This is a genomic window from Microbacterium sp. ZW CA_36, assembly GCF_044987475.1.
Lineage (GTDB): Bacteria > Actinomycetota > Actinomycetes > Actinomycetales > Microbacteriaceae > Microbacterium.
The window spans coordinates 24,901-45,063 of record NZ_JBJDRL010000034.1 but is presented as its reverse complement, the minus strand read 5'-3'; the positions used below and the strand labels follow the sequence as shown (position 1 = coordinate 45,063).

Here is a 20,163-nt window from a genome sequence, read left to right as displayed (position 1 = left end):
GGCGAGCCGTGAGGCGCGGGGGCGGGGAGGCGGGAGGCGGCGGTCCTAGGCTCGGAGGCATGACCGCGCGCCCCGGCATCCGCTCCTCCGTCCTCGCGCAGCCGCTGCGGATCGGCGCCGTCGAGGTGCCGAACCGCATCATGCAGACCGCGCACTCGAAGCAGTACTCCGACCGGGTCGAGTCCGACCGCGAGACCGCGTACTACGTGCGCCGTGCGCAGGGCGGCTGCGGGCTGTTCGTGGCAGGCAACCACTTCGTGCACCCGACCGGTTCGATCCGCGGCTTCGAGGACGCGTACCGCCCCGAGGGCGTCGCCGCGTCGAAGCGGATGACGGATGCCGTCCACGAGGCGGGCGCGAAGATCTTCGTGCAGCTCAACCACCACGGCGCGCAGGCGCAGCCCGACGGTCCAGAAGGTCCGCGCGCGGTGTACGCGCCGTCGCGCGTCCTGTCGCCGTCGACCGCGCACGCGACCCGCGAGATGGATCGCGCCGACATCGCGGCGTTCATCGACGGCTGGGCGTTGTCGGCGGTGCACGCGCGCGACGGCGGATTCGACGGCGTCGAGATCCACATGGCGCACGGCTACCTGCTGCATCAGTTCCTCTCGCCGCTCTACAACGCCCGCGGAGACGAGTACGGCGGCGACCTCGAAGGACGCACGCGATTTCCGCGCGAGGTGCTGCGCGCCGTACGGGAGCGGGTGGGCGACGACTTCACCGTCGGCATCCGCATCGTCGCGAACGAGTTCCACCCCGACGGGATCGACGGCGCCGGCATGCGCGAGGTCGTCGCACGCCTGCGTGCAGAGGCCCGCATCGACTTCCTCGACCTCGCGGCCGGCGGCTACCACAACGTGCACTACGTGTTCCCGTCCTCGCCCATGCCGTACGCCTGGCTGCGCGACGACGTCGCCGCGGTGAAGGCCGCGAACCCCGACGTCCCCGTGTTCGGCGTCGGCGCCGCCCGCTCGGTCGAGGACGCGGAGGAGGTCGTCGCCTCCGGCATCGCCGACATGGTCGCGCTCACCCGCGCCCAGATCGCCGACCCCGACCTCGGCCGCAAGCTGATCGGAGTCGAGCCCGTCGACAGGGGCGAGTCCGGCATCCGTCACTGCATCCGCCTGAATCAGGGATGCCTCGGCCGCGGCAGCCGCGGACTCGCGATGTCGTGCACGGTCAACCCGCTCGCCGGGCGCGAGCTCGAGCGGGGCGAGCGGCCGCGCGCGTCGTCGCCGCAGCGGTGGATCGTCGTGGGCGGCGGCCCGGCCGGGATGCGCGCCGCCGTCGAGCTCGCCACCGACGGGCATGCGGTCACCCTCGTCGAGCGCGCGGACGAACTCGGCGGCCAGCTGCGCCTCGCCCGCCGGGTGCCGGGGCGCGAGAGCGTCGGGCTGCTCGTCGACGACCTCGAGCGCGACCTCGCGGCCCTCGGCGTGACGGTGCGGCTCGGGGTCGACGCGGACGCCGGCCTGCTGCGGGCCGAAGGTGCGGACGGCATCGTTGTCGCGACCGGCGCCATCGCCCCGGTGACCACCTCGCTCGCCCTCGGGGGCGCGTACTCCGGAGGCTTCCCTGCCGAGGGCACGACCGACGCCTTCGCGGCGGTCGCCCCGGCGGGGGCCGGCGTGCCGCTCGGCCGGCGGATCGCGGTGGTGGATGCCGACGGCACGGCGTACGCCGCCGGGATCGTGCTGACCCTGCTCGAGCGCGTCGACGAGCTCGAGCTCGTGACGCCGTTCGAGACCGTTTTCCCGCACATCGGGGCCGGATACGACCGGCCGCTGCTGCTCGAGCGTCTCGGCGCGCACGGCGGGTTCCAGCGCCGCCCGGCACACCTCGTGGAGCGGATCGAGCCGGGCGCCGTGACGGTGCGCGACACGCTGACCGGCGCCGTGGAGATGATCCCGGGCGTCGACGCGGTGGTGGCCGTCGAGCCGCGTGCGTCGGTCGGCATCCCTGGCCTGGTCACGGACACGCCAGCCGCACCGCGGGTCGTCACCATCGGCGATGCGTTCGCACCTCGCACGATCGATGCGGCGGTCTTCGAGGCCGTCGAGCTCGCGTACGACGTCGCGGGGCTGGCGACGCTGCGCGGCTGACGCGGCGGTCCGACCAAGCCCAGCGAGCAGACGGCCGACCGACCTGGCGCGGGCCGGTGGCTACGCTGGGCGCGTGGACCCCGTCACCGCAACCCTCGTCATCCTGGTGCTCGCGGTGATCGCGTTCGTGAGCAACCGCGTGCCGATCGGGATCGTCGCGATCGGCGTCGCGCTCGCCCTGTTCTTCACCGGCGTCCTCACGCTGCCGCAGGCCCTGGCGGGATTCGGCGATCCGACCGTGCTGTTCATCGCCGCGCTGTTCGTCGTGAGCGAGGCCCTGGACGCCACGGGCGTCACGGCATGGGCGGGCCAGAAGGTGATCGGCCGCGCCGGCACAAAGCGCACCACGCTCGTCACTGTGATCTCGCTGCTGGTGGCGGTGCTGACCGCCCTCATCAGCATCAACGGCGCCGTCGCCGCGCTGCTCCCGCTCGTCGTCGTGGTCGCATCGCGTGCCGGCATCGCGTCGTCGAAGCTGCTCATGCCGCTCGCATTCGCGGCGTCCGCCGGCTCGCTGCTCCTGTTGACCGGCACGCCGGTCAACATCATCGTCTCGGAGTTCGCCGCCGGCGCGGGAGGGAGGGAGTTCGGGTTCTTCGAGTTCGCGCTCGTCGGCATCCCGGTGCTGCTCGGCACCGTCGTGATCCTGCTGCTCGGCGGTCGACTGGTGCCGGAGCGCAAGGGTGCGATCATGCCCGTCGACCTGGTGCGGCACGCGCGCATGCTGCGCCAGCAGTATTCGCTGACGCTCGACACCGGCGTGCTCCTCGGCCCGAACTCCGGGGTGACAGAGGTCGTCGTCGCGCCGCGGTCGCCGCTGATCGGCGAGCGGGTGTGCGCCGGGATGACGACGCCCGACGGTGACCTCGTCGTGCTGGCGGCGCGACGAGGCGACGAGCACCTGAAAGGCACCGAGTTCATCGTGCAGTCCGGCGACGCGCTCCTGCTCCAGGGAGCGTGGGACGACCTGACGCGGCGGACGCAGGACCCCGGTGTGCTCGTGGTCGACGATCCGGCGCAGCTGCGCCGGTCGGTGCCGCTCGGGCGCGGCGCCAAGCGCGCGATCGGCATCCTCCTGGCGATGATCGTGCTCCTCGCGACCGGCCTCGTACCGCCGGCGGTGGCCGCGCTGCTGGCGGCGTGCGCACTCGTGCTCACGCGCACCGTCACGGTGACGGCGGCTTACCACGCGATCTCGTGGACGACCGTCGTGCTCATCGCGGGCATGATCCCACTGTCGACGGCATTCATCAGCACCGGCACGGCCGACCTGGTCGCAGAGGGCATGCTGTCGCTGCTGGGCGAGGCGGGCCCCCACGTGGCGCTGCTCGCGCTGTGCGGGATCACGCTGGTGCTCGGTCAGCTGATCAGCAACACCGCCACGGTGCTCATCGTGGCGCCGATCGCCATCTCGGTCGCGCACGCTCTGGACCTGTCGGTGCAGCCCTTCATGATGGCGCTCGCGGTCGCGGGTGCGGCGGCGTTCCTCACGCCCATCGCGACGCCCGCGAACCTCATGGTGATGGAGCCGGCGGGCTACCGGTTCGGCGACTACTGGAAGCTGGGGCTGCCGCTCGCGCTGTTCTTCCTGGCGGTCGCGGTCCTCTACGTGCCGCTCATCTGGCCGTTCTAGCCGTCCAGTTGTGCGCTCGCCTGTCGCGATCCGCGGATCGGCGTCGCAGGTCGCGACAGGGGAGCACGTGGTGCGCGACGCCCCGGCGGCTCGGGTCAGCCGGGACGTCGCGGGTTCTTACGCGGCCGACCAGCCGCCGTCGCTGGCGAGGTTCTGGCCGTTGACGTTGACGCCGTCGTCGCTCAGCAGGAACGTGATCGACGCGGCGAGGCGGTCGGGCGTCACCGGCGGCGCCATGACAGCCATGCCCGTGCGCACGCGGTCGGCGCCCAGCGCCGAGTTGAACTTCGCCTCGATGTTGGTGATCACGGCGCCCGGCGCGACGGCGTTGACGCGGATGCCGCTGGGGCCGTACATGAACGCGCTCGACTTCGTGAGGCCGACGACGGCGTGCTTCGACGCGGTGTAGGCGGCGCCCGCGGACGAGCCGCGCAGGGATGCCTCGGACGAGGTGTTCACGATCGACCCGCTGCCCTGCGCGAGCATGGCGGGGATGACGGCGCGCATCAGCTTCATGGTGCCGGTGACGTTCACGCGGAACACGCGATCCCAGACGGCGTCGGTGACCTCGCCGACGGGGGTCATGTCATCCATGATCCCGGCGATGTTGGCGAGAGCGTCGATCCGGTCGCCGGCCGCCTCGATGATCTGGGCAACGCCCTCGTCGTCGGTGATGTCGGCCGTGAGAGCGACGACATCGGCACCCGTGTGCGCTGCGACGAACTCGTCGAGGCGGTCCTGGCTGACGTCCACGGCGATCACTCGACCGCCCTCGCGAGCGACGCGCGAGGCGGTGGCGCGGCCGATGCCGGAGCCGGCGCCGGTGACGATGACCGTCTGGCCCGTGAAGCGACCCGCGGTGACCTTCTCGGCCCACTCCGCCTTCGGGGTCTCGTCGGCGGTGGCACCGGCATCCGCGATGCCGTCGGGGTTGACCTGCGCGATCAGGGCATCGAGCGCGGCCTGCGGGAAGGCGCCGCCGCTCATCGCGACGAGGTTCGAGATCGGGAGCGAGGCGATGGGGCTGAGCGCTTCCGCGCTCTGGCCGCCCTGGGCGAGCAGACCGCGCAGTGCGGCGCCGCCGGCCGGGTCGTCGAGCCATGACTGGATGGTGGAGGCTCCGGTGAGGGGAGCGGTGGTGGTGCTCATGGGCGTTCTTCCCTTTCTTCGTGCATGCATGGGGCTGCGGGTCCGGGGATGAGGATCCTTCGGGGCGGCTCCTACCGGACAACTTTGTCCGGTACTAGGCTACACCCGTGCCCAGCACCGCATCCCCCCGTGCGCGGCCCCGCCAGAATCGCGGCCCCGCCGCCGCCGCCGACAACCGTCGCGCCCTCATCGCCGCCGCGCGCGAGGTGTACGCCGAAGGCGGCCTGGGCGCGCCGTTCAGCGCCGTCGCCAAGCGCGCGGGCGTGGGGCAGGGCAGCCTCTACCGCCACTTCCCCGACCGCACCGCCCTCGCCGTCGCCGTCTTCGAAGACAACGTGCGCGAGCTCGAGGAGTACACATCGGCCTCAGAGCGTACGGTCGACGACCTGCTGGACCGGGTCGTCGACCAGGTGGTCGTCTCGACAGCCTTCATCGAGCTGATCACCGCCGATCTCACCGATACGAGGGTGGCTGTGCTCGGGGCCCGGTTCCGGGCCCTGGTGGAGCGTCTCGTCGCCCGCGACCGTGCCGCCGGCCGCATCGGGAACCACATCGAGACGGACGACGTGACGCTGGCGACCGGCATGCTGGCGACCGAGCTCGCCCGCGCCGACACCGCGCAGCGACCGGTCGTCGCGCGCCGTGCCCGCGCCCTCTTCGCCGCTGCATTCGCACCGCGGTGATGCAGCGCTAGGCTCCTGCCATGGGACGGTTCATCTACGACACGAACGCCAATTCGGTGGACATCGACGACCGCACGCTGGCCCATCTCCGCATCGTCGTGATGAACAAGCTGCGCCGTTCCGAGCCCTTCATGTTCGACGTCGAGATCGGCGACGGCAGCGGTCGCCGCAGCTTCTGGATCCACCCGTCGGTGCCGATCCAGTTCCACTTCTTCGGAAGCCGTCAGCCGCGCATCAACCGCCGCTGGGTCGAGGAGCTGATGCTCGCGGCGAGCGGGCCGAACGGACTCACGATCCTCCCCGAGCCCGCCGAAGGAGACGAGTCGTCGCAGCCCGAGCCCTCTTGAGGGTGCGCCGCGACCTTCGGGATGCCGATCCCCGCCGAGATCGGTGACCGGCGCGGGCGACGGAGTGGTCGCCTAGGACGGGACGTCTTCGCCTGTCACCTCGGTGCCGCCGACGGTGAGGCGGTCGACGTCGATGTGCTCCACGTCCACCTTGCCGAGTGACACGTCCGCTCCCGCTTCGAGCGCCGCCGCTCCTGCGCCCTCGGCGACCGGCACCGGACCGGTGTCGAAGTGCTCTGCGACCAGCAGGATGCCGCCGGTCGAGCTGGCGGAGTTCGCAAGCTCCTCGATCCACTGGCGGCTGAGCTCGGAGGGCTCGGGGTCGTCGAAGACGAACCGGAGCGGGATCGACGGGTGCAGCCAGATCGTGCTGCGCCCCCGCGGCTGATCCTCGGGGTGGGCCCACGAGACGGTGAAGCTCTCATCGCGTCGGAGCTTGGTCGCAATCACGACCTTGAGGTGCGCCAATGCGCGGTCCTCGATATGGATCGGCATCGCGCCGCCGCCGTAGTAGATCGTGCCCACGCGCCAACAATAACCCTCGAGACCGCCTGCCGATGCCTCAGAGCCGCGTCCACGCCTCCGTGAGCACGCTGCGGAGGATCTGCTCGATCTCGTCGAACTCCTTCGGGCCGACCGTCAGGGGCGGCGCGAGCTGGATGACGGGGTCGCCGCGGTCATCGGCGCGGCAGTAGAGACCGGCATCGAACAGCGCCTTGGAGAGGAACCCGCGCAGCAGCCGCTCGGACTCGTCGTCGTCGAAGGTCTCCTTCGTCGCCTTGTCCTTGACGAGCTCGATCCCGAAGAAGTAGCCGTCGCCGCGCACGTCGCCGACGATGGGAAGATCGTTGAGCTTCTCGAGCGTCGACCGGAACACCGGCGAGTACTCGCGCACCCGCTCGTTGAGCCCCTCCTCCTCGAAGATGTCGAGGTTCTCGAGCGCGACCGCGGCCGACACCGGGTGACCGCCGAAGGTGTAGCCGTGGTAGAACGCGCGATCGCCGTGGGCGAAGGGCTCGTAGATCCGGTCGCTCACGATGGTCGCGCCGATCGGCGAGTAGCCGCTGGTCATGGCCTTGGCGCACGTGATCATGTCGGGCACGTAGCCGTAGGCGTCGCAGGCGAACATGTGGCCGATGCGGCCGAAGGCGCAGATGACCTCGTCCGAGACGAGCAGCACGTCGTACTTGTCACAGATCTGACGCACCCGCTGGAAGTATCCGGGGGGAGGCGGGAAGCAGCCGCCGGAGTTCTGCACCGGCTCGAGGAAGACCGCCGCCACGGTGTCGGGGCCTTCGAAGAGGATCATCTCCTCGATGCGGTCCGCGGCCCACACGCCGAAGGTCTCGAGGTCGTCGGCGGGCGCGCCCATGTCGGCGGCGCGATAGAAGTTGGTGTTCGGCACCCGGAAGCCGCCGGGCGTCACCGGTTCGAACATCGACTTCATGGCCGGGATGCCGGTGATCGCGAGGGCGCCCTGCGGCGTGCCGTGGTACGCGACCGAGCGCGAGATGACCTTGTGCTTGGTGGGCTGGCCCTGGATCTTCCAGTAGTACTTGGCGAGCTTGAACGCGGTCTCGACGGCTTCGCCGCCGCCGGTGGAGAAGAACACCTTGTTGAGGTCGCCGGGCGCGTAGTCGGCCAGGCGGTCGGCGAGCTCGATGGCGGCCGGGTGCGCGTATGACCAGATGGGGAAGAAGGCGAGCTGCTCGGCCTGCTTCGCGGCGACCTCCGCAAGGCGCCGGCGACCGTGACCGGCGGCCACGACGAACAGGCCGGCGAGACCGTCGATGTACTGCTTGCCCTGGGAGTCCCAGATGTGGTGGCCCTCGCCCTTGACGATGATCGGAACGCCGGGGCCGTCCGTCATCACCGACTGACGGGCGAAGTGCATCCACAGGTGGTCTTTCGCCATCTGCTGCAGCTCGGACTCGCTCCTCGCGGCGCGGTCGGTGCGGGCGTGGCGTTCGGTCGAGATCGACATGTGGAGCCTTCCGTCGGACGTGCTTCCCACGCTACTCGCGTGCCCCGCGGGCGCGGATGGGACGTTTCGTCCGGTTCGGATGCCGCAGTCGCCGGACCGTCCGGACCTCCGGGTCTCCGGCATCCATCGTCCTTCGGGTGGTTTGGGGCGTGGGAGTGACGTTCGGGGCGCACGCCGTACGCCCCGGACGATACTCGTGCGCCCCGAACGCGCGAGGAGGGTCGCGGGGCAGGGTCAGCGACTCAGGTCGAGCCGCGCTCGATGAGCTGCGTCGCGAGCACGAGGGGCGACGGGGGCAGAGGAGCGCCGGCGGCGGCCTCGGTGAGCGCCGTGACGGCGGCCGCCGCCATCTCGCGGATCGGCTGGCGCACGGTGGTGAGCGGCGGGGTGAGCCAGCGGGCGCCGCGCAGGTCGTCGAAGCCGACGACGAGCACGTCTTCGGGGATGCGCCGCCCCGTCGCCGCGGCTGCGGAGTACACGCCCGCCGCCATCTCGTCGGAGCACGCGAAGACGCCGAGCCGATCGCCCGGCCGGAGCCCGCGCAGGACGGGCAGCGCGGCCTCGCGCGCCGCCGCTCCGCCCCAGTCGGCCTGCACCGCGACCAGGTCGGCGTCCGGGCGGACGAGTCGCAGCGCCTCGCGGAAGCCGGTATTGCGTGCGCGGCCGTAGCGGTACGGCGGCGATCCGAGCACCACCGCGAAGCGGGTGGCGCCGCGCTCTGCCAGGTGCATCGCCGCTGCGGCCCCGCCCTCGCGGTCGGTCGTGCGAACGCTCGTGAGCCCGCGCGACGTCTCGGCCTGCGGATCCATCAGCACGACCGGGATCTCGGCATCGTTCAGCGCCGCGAGCTGCGACGCCGTCGGCGAGATGAGTCCCAGCACCACGCCCGCCGAGCCGCGCCTGCGGATGCGCATCGGCCAGTCGTCGTCGGGGGTGTCGCGCTCCTCGGTCAGCACGAGGTCGTAGCCCGCGGCGGCCGCGGCGCTGCGCGCGCCGGCGGTCACCTCGTCGGAGTAGGCGTTGTGGAACCACCCGAGAACCAGGTCGACCAGGCGCGCGGAACCCGGAGGCCGCCCGCCGACGGCGGGGTCGCGCGTGTAGCCGAGGGAGCGGGCGGTCGCCAGCACGCGACGCCGGGTCGCGGGGGCGAGGTCTCCGCGGCCGGACAGCGCGCGGGATGCCGTCGCCACGCTGACCCCCGCTGCCGCCGCCACGGCTGCGAGGCTCACGCGCGCAGACACCGGCCGCCTGCCCTTGACGCTTCCCCGTAAGACGTCATCCGACCGCCGAGACCGCGGGTGGACCCCACGGTCTCGGCGATCGGATGACGTCTCACGGGCACTGCATCACTTTCGCGCACGCCGGAGGTTTTGCGCAACATTGTCGCGACGCCGAGCGGGCGATGGCATCGTCTGTGGCTGGAAAGGGCACACCCGATGACGACGACGACATCGCCGCTGCGGATCGCACTGATCGGCACCGGCTTCATGGGCCGCATGCACACCCACGCCTGGCGCACCGCGCCGCGCTTCTTCGACCTGCCGCTGACTCCACAGCCGGCGCTACTCGTCGGGCATCGCGCCGACGCGACCGCCGAGGCCGCAGCGCGCTGGGAGTGGCCGGAGCACTCGGTCGACTGGCGCGAGGCCGTCGAACGCGACGACATCGACGTGATCGACATCTGCACCCCCGGCCAGACCCACGCCGAGATCGCGCTCGCCGCGCTCGCCGCCGGAAAGCACGTGCTGTGCGAGAAGCCGCTGGCGAACTCGGTCGCCGAGGCGGAGGAGATGACGGATGCCGCCTCCCGCGCCGGCGTCGTCGCCATGTGCGGTTTCAGCTACCGCCGCACCCCCGCACTCACGCTCGCGCGGGAGCTCATCGCGGCGGGCCGCGTCGGCGAGATCCGGCACGTGCGGGCGCAGTACCTGCAGGACTGGCTGAGCGACCCCGACGCGCCCCACACCTGGCGCCTGGACCGTGATCGGGCGGGCTCCGGCGCGCTGGGGGACATCGGCGCGCACAGCATCGACACCGCGCAGTGGCTCACCGGTCAGGACATCACGGCGGTCTCGGCGACCCTGCGCACCTTCGTCACCTCGCGACCGCGTCGCGGGGCGGTGGAGGGCCTGGGCGGCGTCGCCGCCGACACCTCCGACCGGCTCCCGGTCACCGTCGACGACGCGGTGGCGTTCACCGCCCGGTTCGACGGCGGCGCCCTCGGCGTCTTCGAGGCGACGCGCCTGGCGACCGGACGCCGCAACGCCAACCGCATCGAGATCAACGGCGACCGCGGCGCGATCGCGTTCGACTTCGAGCGGATGAACGAGCTCGAGGTGTACGACGCCGCCGACGATGTCGCGCAGGGCTTCCGGCGCGTGCAGGTCACCGAGGCGCAGCATCCGTATGCCGGCGCATGGTGGCCCGTGGGTCACGGACTCGGGTACGAGCACCTGTTCACGCACCAGGCCGTCGACTTCGTGCGCGCCGTCGCCGGCGAGATCCCCGTGTCGCCCACCTTCGCCGACGCGACCCAGGTGCAGCGCGTGCTCGCCGCGGTCGAGCAGAGCGCCGCGCACGACAGCATCCTGACGACGGTCGCCGCCGGCGCCGTCGACGCCCCCGAACGCCCCGTGGAAGGGAACCTCTCATGACCCGCACCGCCCTCGTCGTCCGTGGCGGATGGGACGGCCATCACCCGGTCGAGGCGACCGAGCTGTTCCTGCCGTTCCTCCGTGACAGCGGCTTCGACGTCACCGTCGAAGAGGACCCTGAGGTGTATGCCGACGCCGACCGCATGGCCGGGACCGACCTCGTGCTGCAGTCCGTCACGATGTCGCAGGCGTCGAACGAGGCGGTGCGCGGGCTCCGCGAGGCCGTCGCCGCCGGCACCGGGCTCGCCGGATGGCACGGCGGCATCGCCGACTCGTTCCGCGCGAGCTCTGACTACCTTCAGCTCGTGGGCGGCCAGTTCGCCACCCACCCCTCGAAGCACCCCGACGAGGTGCACGGCGACCAGACCGACAACTACCTGGACTACACCGTCGAGATCACCGACCTCGGCCGCCGGCACGAGATCACCGCCGGCATCGACGACTTCCCGCTCACCACCGAGCAGTACTGGGTGCTCCACGACGACCTCATCGACGTGCTCGCCACGACCACTCACCCGGTGCAGCCGTATCACCCGTGGCACCGGCCCATCACGTCGCCGGCCGTGTGGACGCGGGACTGGGGCCAGGGGCGCGTCTTCGTGTCGACGCCCGGTCACAGCCTCGACGTGCTGCAGGACGCCAACGTCCGCACCATCATCGAGCGCGGCATCCTGTGGGCGGCGCGATGACCCCGGGCAGCGTCGGCCCCGGTACCGCGACCGACATCGGCATCGTCGGGCTGGGTGTCATCTCGCGCCAGTACCTCGACACGCTCCTCGGCGCGGAGGGCGTGCGGATCGCCGCGGTCGCCGACCTCGACGCCTCCCGAGCGCAGGCAGCGGCCGAGAGCATCCCCGGCTGCCGCGCGCTCGGCACCGACGAGCTGCTCGCCGATCCCGGCGTCGGCACGGTCCTCAACCTCACGATCCCCGCCGCGCACGCCGAGGTTGCGCTGGCCGCCATCGCGCACGGCAAGGACGTCTTCGGCGAGAAGCCGCTGGCGGCGACGCTCGCGGATGCGACGCGGGTGATGGATGCCGCAGCCGCCGCGGGCGTCCGCGTCGGGGGTGCGCCCGACACCGTGCTCGGCACCGGCGTGCAGACCGCGCGCGCGGCGATCGACGACGGGCGGATCGGGCGGCCGGTGTCGGCATCCGCCATGTGGATCTCGGCGGGCCACGAGTCGTGGCATCCGCATCCCGACTTCTACTACCGCGAGGGCGGCGGGCCGCTGCTCGACATGGGTCCCTACTACGTCACCTCGCTCGTGCAGCTGCTCGGACCCGTCGAGGCCGTCTCGGGCGCCGCGTCGCGCTCGCGCGACGTCCGTGTGATCGGCGCCGGGCCCCGGGCGGGGGAGAGCATCGGCGTCGACGTCGACACCCACCTGACCGGCATCCTGCATCACGCATCGGGAGCGATCTCGACCGTGACCATGAGCTTCGACGGCGTCCGCTCGACCGCGGCGCCGATCGAGGTGCACGGCGTCGACGGGTCGCTGATCGTGCCCGACCCCAACATGTTCGCCGGCGACGTGCAGCTCCACCCCCGTGGCGGCTCGTGGCAGACCCTGGAGCCGTCGGCCGGGTACGCCGATGCCGGCCGGGGCATCGGCCTGCTCGACTTCGTCGCCGGGCCGGGCAGAGCGAGTGGCGCGATCGCGCTGCACGTCCTCGAGATCATGACGGCACTGTCGGACTCCGCCGCGTCCGGCGTGCGCGTCCCGCTGCGCAGCACGGGGGAGCGCCCGTCCCTCGTCCCCCTGACCCCCGCATCCGAATGGAGAAGCCTGTGACCACGGCCCGCGCCGTCATCGACCTCGACGTCCCCGGCGACGTCATCAGCCGCCACCTCTACGGCCACTTCGCCGAGCACCTCGGCCGCTGCATCTACGGCGGGTTCTGGGTCGGCGAGGACTCCGCGATCCCGAACGTGCGCGGCATCCGCTCCGACGTGGTCGAGGCGCTGCGGGCGCTCGGCATCCCGAATCTGCGCTGGCCCGGCGGCTGCTTCGCCGACGAGTACCACTGGCGCGACGGGATCGGACCCCGCGAGAACCGTCCGCAGATGATCAACACGCACTGGGGCGATGTCGTCGAGAACAACCACTTCGGCACGCACGAGTTCATGGACCTGTGCGAGATGCTCGGCGCCGACGCGTACGTCAACGGCAACGTCGGCAGCGGCACGGTGCGCGAGATGAGCGAGTGGGTCGAATACCTCACGCGCGACGGCGACAGCCCGATGGCGCGGCTGCGGCGCGAGAACGGGCGCGACGAACCCTGGAAGGTGCCGTTCTGGGGCATCGGCAACGAGGCGTGGGGCTGCGGCGGCAACATGACCGCCGAGCAGTACGCGCTCGAGGCTCGCCGCTACGGCACGTTCTGCCGCAACCACGGCGGCAACGACCTGTACCGCATCGCGGCCGGCGCTTCCGACGACGACATCACCTGGACCCGCGCGCTCATGGAGTCGCTCGGATGCCTCACCTGCGGGTCGAACCCGTCGCCGGTGTTCCAGGGCGTCTCGTTCCACTACTACTCGCACGCCGGCGCGGGCATCAACACCGAGCCGGCTACGGAGTTCGACGCCGAGCAGTACTACGGCACGATGCGCAAGGCGATCGACATCGAGCGGGTCATCCGCCGGCACGAGGCCGTCATGGACTCGTACGACCCCGACCGCAAGGTGGGCCTCATCCTCGACGAGTGGGGCACCTGGTGGAACGTCGAGCCCGGCACGAACCCCGGCTTCCTGTTCCAGCAGAACACCGTGCGCGACGCCCTGGTCGCCGCCGTCCACTTCGACGCCTTCCACCGCCACGCCGGGCGCCTCAAGATGGCGAACATCGCGCAGACCCTGAACGTGCTGCAGGCGATGATCCTCACCGACGACGACGGCGCGATGGTGCTCACCCCGACCTACCACGTGTTCGAGATGAACCGCGGGCACCACGACGCGACCGCGCTGGCGGCGCACGTGCTGTCGTCGCCGACGGCGGCGGACGATGTGCCCGGCCTGTCGGTGTCGGCGTCGACCACCGACGGCTCAGCGCTCGTGTCGCTCTCGAACCTGTCGCTCGACGCGCCGCTCGACGTGCGCGTCGACCTGCGCGGGCGCACGGCCACCGTGCGGCGCGCCCGGGTGCTGACGGGGACGGATGCCGCCTCCCACAACACGCCCGAGACCCCCGACGCCGTGGCGCCGGCGCCGCTCGACACGTCCCTCGACGCGGGTGTGCTGACCGTCTCGCTGCCGCCGCACTCCTTCGCCACCGTCGAGCTCGACCTGGCGTAGCGGGCGTACGCGCCACGAACAGAGCCCCGCGGCGCATCGCCGCGGGGCCTTGTTCTGTTGGTCGAGCGCGGGCTCGCGGCATCCCTCGGCCCTTCGCCGACAGGTCAACCGGCCTTGTGCAGGAGACCGGGCGCTGGGGTCTCCTGTGGAAGCGCGGTTGACCTGTTGAAGGCGCGTGAACGAGGGCCTTACGGCGCATCGCCGCGGCCGGCCGGGATGCCGGAGCCGCGGTCGCGGCATCCCACGGTCCCTTCGCCGACAGGTCAACCGGCCTTGTGCAGGAGACCGGGCGCTGGGATCTCCTGTGGAAGTGCGGTTGACCTGTTGAAGGCGCGTGAACGAGGGCCTCACGGCGCATCGCATCGCGGCCGGCCGGGATGCCGGAGCGCGGGCTCGCGGCATCCCTCGGCCCTTCGCCGACAGGTCAACCGGCCTTGTGCAGGAGACCGGGCGCTGGGATCTCCTGTGGAAGCGCGGTTGACCTGTTGAAGGCGCGTGAATGAGGGCCTCACGGCGCATCGCATCGCATCGCGGCCGGCCGGGATGCCGGAGCGCGGGCTCGCGGCATCCCACGGTCCCTTCGCCGACAGGTCAACCGGCCTTGTGCAGGAGAACCGGGGGCTGGGATCTCCTGTGGAAGCGCGGTTGACCTGTTGAAGAGGCGAGGAGGGCCCCGCGGCGCATCGCCGCGGGGCCCTCTTCGCAATCCGGGTCAGCGCACGGGCAGGGCGTCCGCGCCCGTCCGGACCGTGGCCGTCGCGGCCCGGGGATCTGCTGCCGTGACGACGTGGACGTCGCCGGTCAGCTCGACCCGGACCTCTGCGTCGCGCTGCGCGCACGAGGGGCCGACCCAGAGGTCGATGTCGCCCGGCTCGACGATGCGGCGACCTTCGCGCCCGGTGAACGCCAGGCGAGTGGCCGGCACGGCGAAGCTCACCGACACCGACTCGCCGGGCTCCAGCGACACCCGCTGGTACGCGAGCAGCTGCGCGACCGGACGCGTGACCGACGCCACCCGGTCCCGCGCGTACAGCTGGACGACATCCGTTCCCGGCCGGTCTCCGGTGTTGGTGACGACGACCGACACATCCAGGATGCCGTCGGTCGCGGCATCCGTCGCGATCAGCGATCCGCGCTCGAACGTCGTGTACGTCAGACCGTGGCCGAAGGGCAGGGCCGGGGTGTTGTCGGCGCTCGTGATCTCGGTCGGGCCGCCCAGCACCGGGTGCAGGTAGGTGTAGGGCTGGGCGCCCGCCGACCGGGGGAGCGACACGGGGAGGCGCCCCGACGGCTCCGTACGGCCGGACAGGATCCCCGCGATGGCCGGACCGCCCTCCTCGCCCGGGAAGAAGGCCTGCAGCACGGCGCTCGCGGCGCCCGGTCCCTCGAGCATCCAGCCGATCGCGTACGGACGTCCGGAGACCATCACGACGGTCGTCGGCGTGCCGGTCGCGATGACCGCCTCGACGAGACGGCGCTGTGCGCCGGGCAGCTCGAGGTCGTCGACGTCGTTGCCCTCGCCCACGGTGCCGCGGCCGAACAGGCCGGCCCGATCGCCGACGACGACGATCGCGACGTCGGCGGCTGACGCCGCCTCCGCCGCTGCGGCGATCCCGCTGGTGTCGGGATCCTCGACCTCGCAGCCGCGCTCCAGCACCACGTGCGCACCGGCGAACTCGCCCCGCAGCGCCTCGGCGACGCTCGGCATTTCGAAGCCGAGCGGCGTGCCCGGGTGATGGGCGAGGACGTGGTTCGCGAAGGAGTAGCACCCCATGAGCGACTCGGCCGAGTCGGCGTTGGGGCCGATCAGCGCGATCCGTCCGGGAGCCGAGAGCGGCAGCAGTCCGTCGTTGGTCAGCAGCACGACCGATTCCTCGGCGGCCCGCCGGGCCAGGGCACGCAGCGCGGGATCGTCCAGATCGATCTCGGTCGGCGGCGACTCGAAGTCGGCATCGAGCAGACCGAGACGCTCCTTCTGTGCGAGGACGCGCAGCACGGCACGGTCGACGAGCTCGACCTCGTCGGGATGCGCGGCGAGCCGGGCCCGCAGCGGCGCCGCGAACGCGTCCGCGGTGGGCAGCTCGATGTCGATGCCGGCGCGGAGGGCGAGCACCGCGGCCTCGCCGAGATCGGCGGCGACACCGTGGAGCGAGTGCAGGAACGCGACCGAGAAGTAGTCGGCGACGACCGTGCCCTCGAACCCCCACTCGTCCCGCAGCAGTCCGGTGAGCAGGGTGGGGTCGGAGGCCACGGGGACCCCGTCGATCTCGGCATACGAGTTCATGACCGACTGCACGCCGCCGTCGCGGATCGCCATCTCGAACGGAGGCAGCACGACGTCCTGCAGCCGCCGTCGCCCCATCTGCACGGGGGCGTGGTTGCGGCCTGCCTGCGACGCGGAGTATCCGGCGAAGTGCTTGAGGGTCGCATCGACGCCGGCCGACTGCAGCCCGCGCACGTAGGCGGTGCCGATCGTACCCACGACGTACGGATCCTCGGCGATGCACTCGTCGACGCGGCCCCAGCGGGGGTCGGTGACGACGTCGAGCACGGGGGCGAGACCCTGGTGGATCCCCAGTGCGGCCATGGACCGCCCGATCGCCGCACCGACCTCCTCGGTCAGCTCCGGGTCGAACGCGGCGCCCCACGCCAGCGGCGTCGGGAACGTCGCGGCCTTCCACGCCGCGAGCCCGGTCAGGCACTCCTCGTGCACGATCGCCGGAATGCCCAGGCGGGTCTCGGCGCGCAGGCGCCGCTGCTCCGCCCAGAGCCACTCGGCCCGCGCGATCGGATCCACCGGACGCGTGCCGTACACGCGGGTGAGGTGACCGAGGCCATGGGCCGTCGCCTCCTCGTACGGGCCGGTGTTGCCGCGCTCGCCGGCCATCGGCGCGACGACCTCGCCGCCCTTGTCGACCCAGTAGCCGACGAGCTGTGCGAGCTTCTCGTCCAGCGTCATCTGCGCGTGGAGGGACTGCACCCGCGGCGAGACCGCGGGCATCACGACGTCGCTCATCCCTTGACCGCCCCCGTCAGGCCGCCGACGATCCGCCGCTCGAAGAGGCTGAAGAACACCAGCGCGGGCAGCATCGACAGCGACGTGAAGGCGAGCACCTTCGCCGTGTCGACGGAGTACTGCGACGAGAACGCCTGGACACCCAGCGGGAGGGTGAACTGCGCCTCGTCGTTCAGGATGAACAGCGGCAGCAGGTAGCCGTTCCAGCTTCCGATGAAGGCGAGGATGCCGACGGTGATGACACCGGGCACCGCGAGCGGGAGCACCATGCGCCAGAAGAACGACAGGCGTCCGCATCCGTCGATGTAGGCGGCCTCCTGGATCTCGTCGGGGATCGCCCTCAGGAACGGGACGAGGATGATGATCGTCGTCGGCAGTGCGAACGCGATCTGCGGCAGGATGACGCCCGGGAGCGTGTTCATGAGCCCGAGGTTGCGCACCACGATGTACAGCGGCGTGATCGCCACCGTGATCGGGAACATCAGGCCGGCGGCGAACAGCGCGTACAGCGCCCCGCGACCGGCGAAGCTGTACCGGGCGATGACGTAGCTCGCCATGAGCCCCAGCGCGACCGCGCCGACGGTCGTCGCGAGGGCGACCATCGTCGAGTTCAGCACCTCGGTCCAGAACAGTCCGCTGGTGAGGACGTCGATGTAGTTCTGCGGGTTCCAGTTCACCGGCAGGCCGGACGGGTCGACGGTGATCTCGGAGTTCGTGCGGAAGCCGCCGATGATGATGTACAGCACCGGCCCGAGCATCAGCGCGATGATGACCAGGGCGATGAAGTACACCGCCGGGCTGCCCCACGGGAGCTTGTTGACGTCGCGGCGGCGTCCGGGCACCGTGTCGCGAAGGGTGATGGTCCGGGTGCTCATCGAGTCCGTGGAGCTCACTTGACGCCCCTCTCTGTGATGGCACCCGCGGTGTCACGGCGCAGGATCGTGCGCTGGTAGATCAGGGCGACCACCAGGGAGATGACGAAGATGACGACGGCGACGGCGCTGCCGTACCCGAAGTTCCCGGAGTTGCGTCCGGTCGCGACCATGTAGATCGCCATCGTGTTGGTGCCTGCGACGGACGACACGTACTGACCCCAGATGATGTAGACGAGGTCGAAGAGCTGCAGCGCGCCGATGATGGAGAGGAACGCCCAGATGCGAAGCGTCGGCCCCAGCAGCGGGAGGGTGATCGTCCGCTGGATCTGCCAGTAGGACGCGCCGTCGATCGCGGCGGCCTCGTACAGCTCCTGCGGAATCCCCTGGAGCCCGGCGAGGAAGAGGATCACGGCGAACCCGATGTACTTCCAGGTGAGGATCGCCATGAGCGTCCAGATCGCGATGCTGGGGTCGGCGAGCCAGTCCTGCGCGAGCCAGCTGAGTCCGACCTTCTCGAGGAAGCCGTTCACCGCTCCGTTCGTGGCCAGCATGAGGCTGAACCCGGTGCCGACGATGACCTCGGCGATCACGTAGGGGACGAAGATGAGCACACGGATCACGGACTGACCGCGCATCCTGCGGTTGAGCAGCAGCGCCAGCAGGATCGCGACCGGGCCCTGGAGCACGAGCGATGCGACGACGATGAAGGCGTTGTGCCCCAGCGCCTGCTGGAAGATCGGATCGGTGAAGATCGTGACGTAGTTCTGCAGGCCGATGAACTCGGTCGCCGGGCCGAAGCCGGACCAGCGGAAGAACCCGTAGTACGCGGCCATGATGACCGGGAAGATCACGAAGCCGACGAAGAAGATCAGGGCCGGCCCCACCAGGATCATGACCTCGAGGCGGCCGGCCCAGCCTAGGCCTCGGGGGCGCCGGCGGCCCTGCGGCACCGACGGGGGCGGCGTGGTGCCGCCCCCGTCGTGCTCTGCAAGGCCGCGAGCGTCAGAAGACATCTCGCGGGTAGACACGATCAGCCCTGCTTGCCTGCCGCGTTGACCGCGTCGACGAGCTTCTGCGGGTCGCTGTTGCCGGCGAGCATGTCGACGACTGCGACGTTGAGGGCGTTGCCGACGTTCTGGCCGAGCACCGTGTCGAGCCACTGCGAGACGAACGGAGCGTTGTTGTACGCCTCGAGGATCTGCTGGAGGTACGGCTCGGTGACCGCTTCCTGCGCCACCGTGTTGACCGGCGGCGAGTTGAACGCCTTGTAGTACGCCGTCTGCTGCTCGGCGCTGGCGACGAAGTTCAGGAAGTCCGCGCACTCCTCCGGGGCATCGACCGAGCACGAGTATCCGTCGACGCCGCCCATCATCGAGCCCGGCTCACCGTCGCCGCCCGAGATCTCGGGGAACGGGAACCACGCGAGGTCGGGGAGCGGCTTCTCGTCGGGCGTCAGCGAGGCGATCACACCCGGGTCCCATGCGCCCATGAGCTCCATCGCGGCCTGGCGGTTGGCGATGAGGCCGGCCGAGCTGCCTGCACCCTGCTGCGGCTCGGTGGTGAGGAACCCGTCGTTGAAGGGGTTGATCGCCGCGAAGTCCTCCAGGTCCTCACCGGCGCGCAGCCAGCACTCGTCGCTGAAGTCCTTCGTGTCGCCCGTCTCCTCGATGACCTCGGGGCTGCACTCGCGGATCGCGAAGAAGTAGTACCAGTGGGCGGCAGGCCACGCGGCCTTCGCGCCGAGGGCGATCGGCTCGATGCCCGTCTCCTCGAGGCTCGCCACCGCGGTCTTGAGGTCGTCGATGGTCTCGGGGGTCTCGGTGATCCCGGCGTTGTCGAAGGCGTCCTGGCTGTAGAAGAACCCACCGGGCAGCACCGAGAGCGGCATCGCCCACACCTTGTCCTGATACGTCTCTGCGGCGAACGAGCCCTCGGGGATCTCGCTCTTGACGTCGTCCGCGATCAGGTCGGTCAGATCCATCAGCTGGCCGGCGTTGACCATCGCGGTCATCTTGCCGCCGCCGCGCTGCAGGAAGATGTCGGGCGCGTCGCCCGCGTTCAGAGCCGTCTGCAGCTTTCCGTCCATGTCCTCGTTCTGGACCGACTGCATCTTGATCGTGACGCCGGGGTTCTCCTCCTCGAACGCGGCGATCGCGTCCTTCCAGAACTGCTGGCCAGGACCGGTCGTCGAGTTCTGCCAGAGCGTCATCTCGACGTTGCCGTCGCTGTTCTCGTCGGAGCCGCCGGCACTGCAGCCGGCGAGCGCGAGCGCGCCGACGACGAGTGCTGCGGAACCCGCGAGGATTCTCTTGCCCATCATGTGATTCCCGTTTCTCTTCATCGAGGAGCACCTCTGCTCCGGGGTGCGGTGGTCGGCGCGATCGGGTCGCGCACTGCTCGGCGCTGCGACCGAGCAAGCAAAA

15 protein-coding genes and 1 pseudogene are annotated in these 20,163 nt (G+C 71.1%); 8 read left to right on the top strand and 8 right to left on the bottom strand.

Annotated elements, in window-relative coordinates; all coding sequences use genetic code 11:
* Positions 1-59 precede the first annotated feature (59 nt).
* Both ACI3KX_RS14445 and ACI3KX_RS14440 read left to right on the top strand, forming a co-directional pair.
* On the top strand, positions 60-2,102 hold the full coding sequence (locus tag ACI3KX_RS14445) for an NAD(P)-binding protein (protein ID WP_404910175.1): 2,043 nt from the start codon (positions 60-62) through the stop codon (positions 2,100-2,102).
* A gap of 73 nt (positions 2,103-2,175) precedes the next feature.
* Complete coding sequence (locus tag ACI3KX_RS14440) at positions 2,176-3,735, top strand: SLC13 family permease (protein ID WP_404910174.1); 1,560 nt, start codon at positions 2,176-2,178, stop codon at positions 3,733-3,735.
* Between the two features lie 117 nt (positions 3,736-3,852).
* Here ACI3KX_RS14440 and ACI3KX_RS14435 read toward each other — a convergent pair whose 3' ends face one another.
* Positions 3,853-4,884, bottom strand: coding sequence for an SDR family NAD(P)-dependent oxidoreductase (locus ACI3KX_RS14435; protein ID WP_404910173.1), 1,032 nt, complete (start codon positions 4,882-4,884; stop codon positions 3,853-3,855).
* A 107-nt stretch (positions 4,885-4,991) separates the two neighbouring features.
* On the opposite strand from ACI3KX_RS14435, the gene ACI3KX_RS14430 reads away from it, so the two are divergent.
* Both ACI3KX_RS14430 and ACI3KX_RS14425 read left to right on the top strand, forming a co-directional pair.
* Positions 4,992-5,567: a helix-turn-helix domain-containing protein gene (locus tag ACI3KX_RS14430; protein WP_363356840.1), complete on the top strand. Its 576-nt coding sequence runs from the start codon at positions 4,992-4,994 to the stop codon at positions 5,565-5,567.
* Positions 5,568-5,587: 20 nt separating this feature from the next.
* A complete protein-coding gene (locus ACI3KX_RS14425) occupies positions 5,588-5,914 on the top strand; it encodes an ATP-dependent DNA ligase (RefSeq protein ID WP_349426235.1) in 327 nt (108 codons plus the stop codon).
* A 222-nt stretch (positions 5,915-6,136) separates the two neighbouring features.
* Here ACI3KX_RS14425 and ACI3KX_RS14420 read toward each other — a convergent pair.
* The 3 genes and pseudogenes from ACI3KX_RS14420 to ACI3KX_RS14410 form a co-directional block, all read right to left on the bottom strand.
* Positions 6,137-6,439 (bottom strand): annotated as a pseudogene (locus ACI3KX_RS14420) (hypothetical protein); the annotation flags it as partial.
* Positions 6,440-6,476: 37 nt separating this feature from the next.
* Positions 6,477-7,898 (bottom strand): aspartate aminotransferase family protein, encoded by a 1,422-nt coding sequence (locus tag ACI3KX_RS14415; RefSeq protein ID WP_331906688.1) that lies wholly within the window; start codon positions 7,896-7,898, stop codon positions 6,477-6,479.
* 242 nt (positions 7,899-8,140) lie between these two features.
* Positions 8,141-9,127, bottom strand: coding sequence for a LacI family DNA-binding transcriptional regulator (locus ACI3KX_RS14410; protein WP_404910172.1), 987 nt, complete (start codon positions 9,125-9,127; stop codon positions 8,141-8,143).
* A gap of 207 nt (positions 9,128-9,334) precedes the next feature.
* Between ACI3KX_RS14410 and ACI3KX_RS14405 the strand changes: the two genes are divergently transcribed.
* The 4 genes from ACI3KX_RS14405 to ACI3KX_RS14390 are packed head-to-tail and all read left to right on the top strand — an operon-like array spanning position 9,335 to position 13,849.
* Complete coding sequence (locus tag ACI3KX_RS14405) at positions 9,335-10,552, top strand: Gfo/Idh/MocA family protein (protein ID WP_404910171.1); 1,218 nt, start codon at positions 9,335-9,337, stop codon at positions 10,550-10,552.
* Positions 10,549-11,241, top strand: a complete 693-nt coding sequence (locus tag ACI3KX_RS14400; RefSeq protein ID WP_363356842.1) for a ThuA domain-containing protein — start codon at positions 10,549-10,551, stop codon at positions 11,239-11,241. Before ACI3KX_RS14405 ends, ACI3KX_RS14400 begins: the two co-directional genes overlap by 4 nt.
* Complete coding sequence (locus ACI3KX_RS14395) at positions 11,238-12,347, top strand: Gfo/Idh/MocA family protein (protein ID WP_404910170.1); 1,110 nt, start codon at positions 11,238-11,240, stop codon at positions 12,345-12,347. Before ACI3KX_RS14400 ends, ACI3KX_RS14395 begins: the two co-directional genes overlap by 4 nt.
* Positions 12,344-13,849 (top strand): alpha-L-arabinofuranosidase C-terminal domain-containing protein, encoded by a 1,506-nt coding sequence (locus ACI3KX_RS14390; RefSeq protein ID WP_349426241.1) that lies wholly within the window; start codon positions 12,344-12,346, stop codon positions 13,847-13,849. The genes ACI3KX_RS14395 and ACI3KX_RS14390 overlap by 4 nt, the downstream gene beginning before the upstream one ends.
* A 712-nt stretch (positions 13,850-14,561) precedes the next feature.
* Here the strand turns inward: ACI3KX_RS14390 and ACI3KX_RS14385 are convergent.
* The 4 genes from ACI3KX_RS14385 to ACI3KX_RS14370 are packed head-to-tail and all read right to left on the bottom strand — an operon-like array spanning position 14,562 to position 20,060.
* Complete coding sequence (locus ACI3KX_RS14385; protein ID WP_404910169.1) at positions 14,562-16,865, bottom strand: glycoside hydrolase family 3 N-terminal domain-containing protein; 2,304 nt, start codon at positions 16,863-16,865, stop codon at positions 14,562-14,564.
* Entirely contained in the window at positions 16,862-17,740 is an 879-nt protein-coding gene (locus ACI3KX_RS14380; RefSeq protein ID WP_363357054.1) for a carbohydrate ABC transporter permease, read from the bottom strand. Before ACI3KX_RS14380 ends, ACI3KX_RS14385 begins: the two co-directional genes overlap by 4 nt.
* Before the next feature lie 14 nt (positions 17,741-17,754).
* Positions 17,755-18,753, bottom strand: a complete 999-nt coding sequence (locus ACI3KX_RS14375) for a sugar ABC transporter permease (RefSeq protein ID WP_349426244.1) — start codon at positions 18,751-18,753, stop codon at positions 17,755-17,757.
* Positions 18,754-18,770: 17 nt separating this feature from the next.
* The gene (locus ACI3KX_RS14370) at positions 18,771-20,060 is read right to left on the bottom strand and encodes an extracellular solute-binding protein (RefSeq protein ID WP_363356845.1); all 1,290 of its coding nucleotides are present in this window, start codon (positions 20,058-20,060) and stop codon (positions 18,771-18,773) included.
* Positions 20,061-20,163: the final 103 nt, after the last annotated feature.

Bases quoted from the DNA above. Each gene is read 5' to 3' on its own strand.
- ACI3KX_RS14445 (WP_404910175.1), top strand. From the start codon at position 60: ATGACCGCGCGCCCCGGCATCCGCTCCTCCGTCCTCGCGCAGCCGCTG.
- ACI3KX_RS14435 (WP_404910173.1), bottom strand. From the start codon at position 4,884: ATGAGCACCACCACCGCTCCCCTCACCGGAGCCTCCACCATCCAGTCA.
- ACI3KX_RS14425 (WP_349426235.1), top strand. From the start codon at position 5,588: ATGGGACGGTTCATCTACGACACGAACGCCAATTCGGTGGACATCGAC.
- ACI3KX_RS14415 (WP_331906688.1), bottom strand. From the start codon at position 7,898: ATGTCGATCTCGACCGAACGCCACGCCCGCACCGACCGCGCCGCGAGG.
- ACI3KX_RS14405 (WP_404910171.1), top strand. From the start codon at position 9,335: ATGACGACGACGACATCGCCGCTGCGGATCGCACTGATCGGCACCGGC.
- ACI3KX_RS14400 (WP_363356842.1), top strand. From the start codon at position 10,549: ATGACCCGCACCGCCCTCGTCGTCCGTGGCGGATGGGACGGCCATCAC.
- ACI3KX_RS14395 (WP_404910170.1), top strand. From the start codon at position 11,238: ATGACCCCGGGCAGCGTCGGCCCCGGTACCGCGACCGACATCGGCATC.
- ACI3KX_RS14385 (WP_404910169.1), bottom strand. From the start codon at position 16,865: ATGAGCGACGTCGTGATGCCCGCGGTCTCGCCGCGGGTGCAGTCCCTC.
- ACI3KX_RS14380 (WP_363357054.1), bottom strand. From the start codon at position 17,740: ATGAGCACCCGGACCATCACCCTTCGCGACACGGTGCCCGGACGCCGC.
- ACI3KX_RS14375 (WP_349426244.1), bottom strand. From the start codon at position 18,753: ATGTCTTCTGACGCTCGCGGCCTTGCAGAGCACGACGGGGGCGGCACC.
- ACI3KX_RS14370 (WP_363356845.1), bottom strand. From the start codon at position 20,060: ATGATGGGCAAGAGAATCCTCGCGGGTTCCGCAGCACTCGTCGTCGGC.